Genomic DNA, 7,726 nt, shown 5'->3' on the forward strand with positions numbered 1-7,726 from the left:
CCCGCCGCTTCACCGCCCTGGCCGGCCGCGCGCCGATGGCCTACCTGACCTGGTGGCGGATGACCCGGGCCGCCACGCTGCTGCGGCACGGCGCCGATCCCCTTCAGGCCGTCGCCCGCCAGGTGGGCTACGCCAGCCCGTACGCGCTCTCCCACGCCTTCGCCCGCGAGTTCGGCACCACCCCCGGCCGCTACCGCGCCACCGCCGCCGTCGCCACCGAAGTCGCCGAAGGTTCCGTCAGCCGCAGAGCTGGCGAACCGTCAAGTGTTCACGAAGATAACAAGTAGCGGAGGATTCCCAGGAGTACGGTTTTACTTATTGACGTCATGTACGCGCTCAGGTTTAACTCCCCCCACCCCGCCGCGAAGCCGCGGCACCCCCAGGGAGAGGCACCCGATGAACGCCGTACTGCGTCGCGCCCTCGTCTGCTCCGCCACCCTCGTACTCACCCTGTCCGCGACCGCCGCCTGCGGCAAGGCCGGTGGCGACAAGAAGGACTCCGCCGCCGGCGGTGACAGCACCTCCATCGGCCTCCTGCTACCCGAGAACGCGTCCTCCAGCCGCTACGAGTCCTTCGACAAGCCCTTCATCGAAGCCAAGGTCAAGGCCCTGTGCGCCTCGTGCACGGTGCTCTACAACAACGCCGAGGGCAGCGCCGCCAAGCAGAAGCAGCAGTTCGACACCCTCCTCGCGCAGGGCGTCAAGGTCATCGTCCTCGACGCCTACGACGCCGCCTCCACCCGGGACTGGGTCAAGGAGGCCGCCGCCAAGAACGTCAAGGTCATCGCCTACGACCGCCTGGCCACCGGCCCGGTCTCCGCCTACGTCTCCTTCGACAACGAGAAGGTCGGCGAACTCCAGGGCCGGGCCCTGCTGGACGCCCTCGGCCCGCAGGCCGCCGACGCCGACATCGTCATGATCAACGGCGACGAGGCCGACCCCAACGCCGCCCAGTTCAAGACCGGCGCCCACAAGATCCTGGACGGCAAGGTCAAGAAGGTCGTCTACGAGCAGTCCGGGCAGTGGAACCCCACCGTCGCCGCCCAGAAGATCTCCGCCGCCCTCACCCAGTACGGGAAGAACGGCTTCCAGGCCGTCTACTCCGCCAACGACGGCATGGCCGGCGCCATCATCACCCAGCTCAAGGGCGCCGGCGTCAAGATCCCCGTCGGCGGCCAGGACGCCGGCCTCGACGCCATCCAGCGCATCGTCAGCGGCGACCAGGCCTACACCATCTACAAGGCCTACCGCCCGCTCGCCGAGTCCGCGGCCGAACTCGCCGTCGACCTCCTCCAGGGCAAGGACGTCAAGCCCGTCGCCGGTGCCAGCGTCGACAGCGCCACCGACACGAACATCCCCGCCAAGCTCCTCGACGCCAAGGTCGTCACCAGGAACGACATCACCACCACCGTCATCGCCGACGGCCTCTACAAGACCTCGGACATCTGCACCCCCGACTACGCCGCCGCCTGCGCCGCCGCCGGTCTCAAGTAGCCCGCCGAGCGGCCCGTCCAGCAGCCCGCCCCCGGAGGAGTTCGACGTGACAGGCGCACCCGTCCTTCAACTGCGCGCGGTCTCCAAGCGCTTCGGCGCCGTCCAGGCCCTCACCGACGTCGACCTCGACGTCCACCCCGGCGAGGTCCTCGCCCTCGTGGGCGACAACGGCGCCGGCAAGTCCACCCTCGTCAAGACCATCGCCGGCGTCCACCCCGTCGACACCGGCACCCTCACCTGGCACGGCCGGCCCGTACGCCTGGCCCGCCCCCAGGACGCCACCGACCTCGGCATCGCCACCGTCTACCAGGACCTCGCCCTGTGCGACAACCTCGACGTCATCGCCAACCTGTTCCTCGGCCGCGAGCACCTGCGCCACGGCCTCCTCGACGAGGTCACCATGGAGCAGCGCGCCCGCCGCCTCCTGGACACCCTCTCCATCCGCATCCCCGACCTGCGCGCCCCCGTCGCCGCGCTCTCCGGCGGACAGCGCCAGGTCATCGCCATCGCCCGCGCCCTGGTGGGCGAACCCTCCGTCGTCCTGCTCGACGAACCCACCGCGGCGCTCGGCGTCGAACAGAGCGCGCAGGTCCTCGACCTGGTCGAGCGACTGCGCGAGAACGGCCTCGGAGTGATCCTGATCAGCCACAACATGGCCGACGTCACCGCGGTCGCCGACACCGTCGCCGTACTGCGCCTGGGCCGCAACAACGGCCGCTTCCCGCTCCCCGGCACCACCCAGGAACAGATCATCGCCGCCATCACCGGGGCCACCGAGAACGCCCACACCCGCCGCACCCGCCGCGCCGCACAGGAGGACGCATCGTGAGCGCCCCCGCCGCCGACCCGTCCGTCCGCACGAGCGAGCCCGGCCGGGCCCACCGCCTCGACGGCGTCCGGCGCCGCCTGGCCTCCGGCGACCTCGGCCCACTGCCCGTCGTCATCGGCCTCGCCGTGATCGCCGTCGTCTTCCAGTGCGTCACCCACCATTTCCTCCAGGCCGAGAACCTCACCAACATCAGCCGCTTCATCGCCGGCCCCGGACTGATCGCCGTCGGCGTCGTCTTCGTGCTCATCCTCGGCGAGATCGACCTGTCCCTGGGCTCGGTCGCCGGCGCCACCGCCGCGATCACCGCCGCCCTCACCGCCCACCGGGGCTGGCCAGAATGGGCCGCCATCGCCGCCGCACTCGCCGCCGCCTGTGTCATGGGACTGCTCCACGGCCTGCTGTTCGCCCGCGTCGGCGTGCCCGCCTTCGTCGTCACCCTCGCCGGCATGCTCGCCTGGAGCGGCCTGCAGGAGTACGTCCTGGACAGCGGCACCGTCAACAACCACCACGACGGCATCATCGCCGGCCTGGACACCACCTTCCTCGGCGACGGCGACATCGCCTACGCCTGGGCCCTGGCCGTCCTCGCCCCCGCCCTCTACCTGATCGCCCGTCTGCACACGGCCCGACGCCGCCGCGCCGCCGGCCTCGCCACCCGCCCCGTCACCGAAAGCGTTCTGCGCACGGCGGCGTTCGCGCTCATCGCCCTGGCCGCCGCGTGGACCCTCAACCAGGACCGCGGCCTGCCCCTGTCGCTGGTCGTCCTGCTCGCCACCGTGGTCGCCACCGACTTCGTGCTGCGCCGCACTCGCTACGGCCGGCAGGTCTTCGCGGTCGGCGGCGGCGCCGAAGCCGCCCGCCGCGCCGGCGTCAACATCACCCGCGTGCGCGTCTCCGTCTTCCTGCTGTCCTCCCTCCTCGCCGGCCTCGGCGGCCTCTTCTACGCCTCCCAGCAGGGCTCCGCCGACAAGCAACTCGGCGGCGGCAACGTCCTGATGAGCGCGATCGCCGCCGCCGTCATCGGCGGCACCAGCCTCTTCGGCGGCCGCGGCAGCACCTGGTCGGCGCTCCTGGGCATCCTGGTCATCCAGTCCATCACCACCGGGCTGGACATGGTCCACGCCGCTCAAGCCATCCAGTACATGATCACCGGTGCCGTCCTGCTGGCCGCCGTCGTCCTCGACTCCCTCACCCGCCGCACCCGCACCGCCACCCGAACCTAGGGCCTGGGCCGCGCCGCCCCCCTGGGCGGCGCGGCCCGGGCCCCCGTCGGGCGGGTGGTCAGGCGGGCTTGATGCCCGGGTTGCCGGCCTCGGTGACGAACGACGCGGCCGTGGACACCGGCGCCCCGGGGCGGGTGATGTAGGGCAGGACCCGGTAGTCGGCACGCACGTGCTGGTGGTCCAGGGTCAGGGTGGTGTAGCCGCGGCGCCCGTCGTAGAACTTCATGTGCGGGTTGGCGGACATGAGGTTGTTCCAGTTGGACGGCTTCTCCTCGCCGTCACCGTCACTGCTGATCGAGGTCCCGACGAACTCCACGCCCACCGTCCGTGAGGCCGGGTCGTCGAAGTTGCGCTTGACGTCCAGGGCGTAGGCCACGTGCACGTCGCCGGTCAGCAGCACCAGGTTCCTGGTGCCGGCCTTCTCCACCGCGCTCAGGAAGCGTTCGCGGGCCGCCGGGTAGCCGTCCCAGGCGTCCATCGACAGCTTCGAGCGAGCGGCGGTGGTGTTCTTGCGGCGGGAGAAGACCACCTGTTGCGGGATCACGTTCCAGGTGGCCTGGGAGCGGCGCAGCCCCTCGGCGAACCAGCGTTCCTGGGTGGCGCCCATCAGCGTGCGCGCGGGGTTCTCGGACTCCGGGGTCGGGTACTGCCAGCCGTCACCGTTGGCCTGGTCGTCGCGGTACTGGCGGGTGTCGAGGATGTCGAACTGCGCCAGCTTCCCGTAGTGGACGCGCCGGTAGAGGGTCAGCTCGGTACCGCGCGGGTTGGGCATGCGCAGCGGCTGGTTCTCCCAGTACGCGCGGTAGGCGGCCGCGCGGCGGGCGACGAACGGCGCCGGGTCCTGGTTCTTCTCCGGGATCCCGGCCGCGTAGTTGTTCTCCACCTCGTGGTCGTCCCACGTCACGTACCACGGGTGAGCGGCGTGGGCGGCCTGGAGGTCCGGGTCGTTCTTGTAGAGGGAGTACCGCAGCCGGTAGTCCTCCAGGGTCACGGTCTCGTGGTCGAAGTGGGCCGGCAGGGTGCGGTCGGTGTACTTGCGGTCACCGCCGGCGGCGTCGATCCCGTACTCGTAGATGTAGTCCCCGACGTGGAAGACGGCGTCGAGGTTCTCGTCGGCGAGGTGGCGGTAGGCCGTGAAGTAGCCGTCCTCGTAGGCCTGGCAGGAGACGACGGCGAAGCGGGTGCTGTCGAGCTTGCGTCCGCGCGGCGGGGCGGTGCGGGTACGGCCCACCGGGCTGGTCCAGGTGCCGACGGTGAAGCGGTAGAAGTACTCGCGGCCGGCGTCCAGGCCCTCGACGTCCACGTGGACGGCGTAGTTGAACTCCGCGTGGGCGCGAGCACTGCCGCGCCGCTCGACGCGGCGGAACCGCTCGTCGCGGGCGATCTCCCACCCCACCCTCACCGACCCGGTCGGCGGCATGCCGGCTCCCGGCTCCAGCGGGCGCGGGGCCAGCCGGGTCCACAGCACCACGGCGTCGGGCAGCGGGTCACCGGAGGCCACCCCCAGCGTGAACGGGTTGTCGGTGATCACCCGAGGAGCGAACTCGGGGTCCGCGGCGTGCGCGGAGGGCAGGTTGACGGTGAAGGCCAGCGCGGCGGCGGCCGAGGTGACGGTGAGGAAGCGGCGCCGGTCGAGGCGGGCGGCGGCCTCGCGCAGCAGTCGGTCGGGCGAAGGGCGGTCGGCGGAACGGGTCATGACGGGGTGGTGGCCTTTCGCGGCTCGGGGCGTGTGCGAAGGAATTCGAGTCGACCACCCCGACTGCCAGGGGTCCGGACCACGGCGGTCAAGTGATCATCAGGTGCGAGAGTGGTGAAGGTCCGACGAAACTGGCCATACCAGCGCCAACCGCCTACATGGGGCCGAGGCGGGACCCGCACCGGCCCACCGTCCGGCATTCTCCCGGGAGAAACGTGAACGCCCGGGCCGCAGCGGGCCCGGGCGGGTAAGGACCGGGTCAAGCCCGGCCGCGGAGGGGAAAGGGGGTCAGATCTTGCCGGAGAAGGTGTCGCACTGGGCGAGGTCGCCGCTGCGGTAACCGGTGGTGAACCAGGCCTTGCGCTGCTCGGAGGAACCGTGCGTCCACGCCTCGGGGTTGATCCGCCCGGTGGCCTGCTTCTGGATCCGGTCGTCGCCCACGGCCGCGGCCGCGTCCAGGCCCTGGGCGATGTCCTGGTCCGTGAGGGCCGCGATCAGCGGACGCCCCGTGGAGGCCTGCGGCGTGGTGGTGGCGTGGTGGGCCCACACCCCGGCGTAGCAGTCCGCCTGCAACTCCAGGCGCACCGACCCGCTGGTGGCACCCTGGCGGTCGCCGCCGACCTTCTGCATGGCACCGGTGAGGTTCTGGATGTGGTGGCCGTACTCGTGGGCGACCACGTAGGACTCGGCGAACGGGCCGCCCTTGGCACCGAAGCGGCTCGACAGCTCACCGAAGAAGTCGAGGTCGAAGTAGGCCCTCTGGTCGCCGGGGCAGTAGAACGGGCCCACCGCCGAGGTCGCCGGCCCGCAGGCCGTGGAGACCCGACCCGTGAACAGCACCGTCTGCGCGGGCTTGTACGCGGTGTTGGTACGGCGCGGCAGCTCGGCGCGCCAGAACTCCTGCAGGCTGTTGGTCACCGCCGTGATCCGGCAGTCCTGACGCTTGTTCGCGTCCGCGCCGCTCTTGCAGGACTGCTGCACCTCACCGTCGGTCCGGGAGGTGGAGGACGACGAGGAGGAACCGCCCGAGGACAGGCCCAGCAACTGGGGATCGACGCCCAGGATGACGGCGAACAGCACCGCGATCAGGCCGACCGCCCCACCCCCGATGGCGACCTTCCCGCCCGGGATGCCGCGCCGGTCGTCCACCTGCGAGGTGTCCAGATCGCCCTGGTCGTCGAACTGCATGCCCCTGCCTACCCACTTCTCGTCGTCTCGTCGTTCTCGTCCGCCCTGGTGACAGCCCGTGCCACCACGACCCACCCAGCCTACGGGCAACACGCCCCGCCCCGGCGCAACAGGACCCGGGCCGGAGCTGCGCTTTGCGGGAGGGACGGGTGCCCGTTGCAGGAGGGACGGGTGCCCGTTGCAGGAGGGACGGGTGCCCGGCCCCGCCGCAGGGGCAGCGGGGCCGGGCGCGGGTTCAGCCGGCGGGCGCGTACCCGCCCGGGCGGCTGGTGAAGGTGCCGCGCCCCTGGGTGCGGGCGCGCAGACGCCCCGCGTAGCCGAACAGTTCGGCCAGCGGCACCGTCGCGCTCACCCGCACGGTGCCGCCGTGCCCGGGCGCGGTGCCCCGCACCTGGGCTCGGCGCGCGGCGAGGTCCCCGAGCACCGCGCCCAGCGCCTCCTCGGGCACGGTGACGTCCACCTCGGCCAGCGGCTCCAGCAGGTGCAGGCGCGCCGCGCGCAGTGCCTGGCGCAGGCCCAGGCGGGCGGCGGTGCGGAAGGCGAGCTCGGAGGAGTCCTTGGGGTGGGTGATGCCGTCGGTGAGGGTGACGGCGAGGCCGGTCACGGGGTGACCGCCCAGCGGCCCCTCGGCCAGGGCGTCACGGCAGCCGGCCTCGACGGCCCGCACGTACTCGCGCGGCACCCTCCCGCCGGTGACGGTGGAGGTGAACGCGAAGCCCTCCTCCAGCGGTGCCACGTCCAGCACCAGGTGGGCGAACTGGCCCGCGCCGCCGTCCTGTTTGGCGTGCCGGTAGACGAAGCCGGACACGCCCTCGACCAGGGCCTCGCGCAGCGCGACCCGCGGGCGGCCCACCACCGCCTCCACGCCGGCGTCGCGGCGCACCTTCTCCACCGCGACCTCCAGGTGCAGCTCCCCCAAGCCCGACAGGGTGCGCTGCCCGGTCTCGGGGTCGGTGGCCAGGCGCAGCGAGGGGTCCTCCTCGGTGAGGCGGGCCAGGGCGGCGGCGAGTCTGCCGGTGTCCGCGCTGCGGCGGGCCTCGACGGCGACGGTGACGACCGGGTCGGCGTTCACGGGGGCCTCCAGCAGGATCGGGTGGTCGGGGTCGCACAGGGTGGCGCCGACGCGGGTGGTCTTGGGGCCGATGACGGCGACGATGTCCCCGGCCAGGGCGTGGTCGGTCTCGGTGTGGCGGTCGGCCAGCACGCGCAGGATGCGGGCGACGCGCTCCGGACGGCCGGTGGCGGTGTCCAGGACGGTGTCGCCCTTGCGCAGGGTGCCGGCGTACAGGCGCAGGT

7 protein-coding genes are annotated in these 7,726 nt (G+C 72.3%); 4 read left to right on the forward strand and 3 right to left on the reverse strand.

The annotated features are described in order from the left end of the window. The 4 genes from J0670_RS23715 to J0670_RS23730 all read left to right on the forward strand — a co-directional run. The coding region (locus tag J0670_RS23715; protein WP_207813679.1) for a helix-turn-helix transcriptional regulator at nucleotides 1-287 on the forward strand (287 nt) is incomplete at its 5' end. 109 nt (nucleotides 288-396) lie between these two features. Continuing rightward, the gene (locus J0670_RS23720) at nucleotides 397-1,494 is read left to right on the forward strand and encodes a substrate-binding domain-containing protein (protein ID WP_207813680.1); all 1,098 of its coding nucleotides are present in this window, start codon (nucleotides 397-399) and stop codon (nucleotides 1,492-1,494) included. Between the two features lie 46 nt (nucleotides 1,495-1,540). Beyond that, a complete protein-coding gene (locus J0670_RS23725) occupies nucleotides 1,541-2,323 on the forward strand; it encodes an ATP-binding cassette domain-containing protein (RefSeq protein ID WP_207813681.1) in 783 nt (260 codons plus the stop codon). Further along, entirely contained in the window at nucleotides 2,320-3,546 is a 1,227-nt protein-coding gene (locus J0670_RS23730) for a sugar ABC transporter permease (protein WP_207813682.1), read from the forward strand. The genes J0670_RS23725 and J0670_RS23730 overlap by 4 nt, the downstream gene beginning before the upstream one ends. Nucleotides 3,547-3,604: 58 nt before the next feature. Here J0670_RS23730 and J0670_RS23735 read toward each other — a convergent pair whose 3' ends face one another. The 3 genes from J0670_RS23735 to J0670_RS23745 all read right to left on the reverse strand — a co-directional run. Further along, complete coding sequence (locus tag J0670_RS23735; protein WP_207813683.1) at nucleotides 3,605-5,242, reverse strand: alkaline phosphatase; 1,638 nt, start codon at nucleotides 5,240-5,242, stop codon at nucleotides 3,605-3,607. A 288-nt stretch (nucleotides 5,243-5,530) separates the two neighbouring features. After that, nucleotides 5,531-6,430 (reverse strand): neutral zinc metallopeptidase, encoded by a 900-nt coding sequence (locus tag J0670_RS23740; RefSeq protein WP_207813684.1) that lies wholly within the window; start codon nucleotides 6,428-6,430, stop codon nucleotides 5,531-5,533. A 235-nt stretch (nucleotides 6,431-6,665) separates the two neighbouring features. Further along, nucleotides 6,666-7,726 (reverse strand): EF-Tu/IF-2/RF-3 family GTPase (locus tag J0670_RS23745; RefSeq protein ID WP_243437419.1); only part of this gene is annotated, 1,061 nt, incomplete at its 5' end.

The organism is Streptomyces sp. FH025, assembly GCF_017427025.1.
In the GTDB taxonomy this organism is placed as follows: Bacteria; Actinomycetota; Actinomycetes; order Streptomycetales; family Streptomycetaceae; genus Kitasatospora.

Excerpts from the sequence above, each read along its gene's own strand:
- J0670_RS23720 (WP_207813680.1), top strand. The coding sequence starts at position 397 with ATGAACGCCGTACTGCGTCGCGCCCTCGTCTGCTCCGCCACCCTCGTA.
- J0670_RS23735 (WP_207813683.1), bottom strand. The coding sequence starts at position 5,242 with ATGACCCGTTCCGCCGACCGCCCTTCGCCCGACCGACTGCTGCGCGAG.
- J0670_RS23740 (WP_207813684.1), bottom strand. The coding sequence starts at position 6,430 with ATGCAGTTCGACGACCAGGGCGATCTGGACACCTCGCAGGTGGACGAC.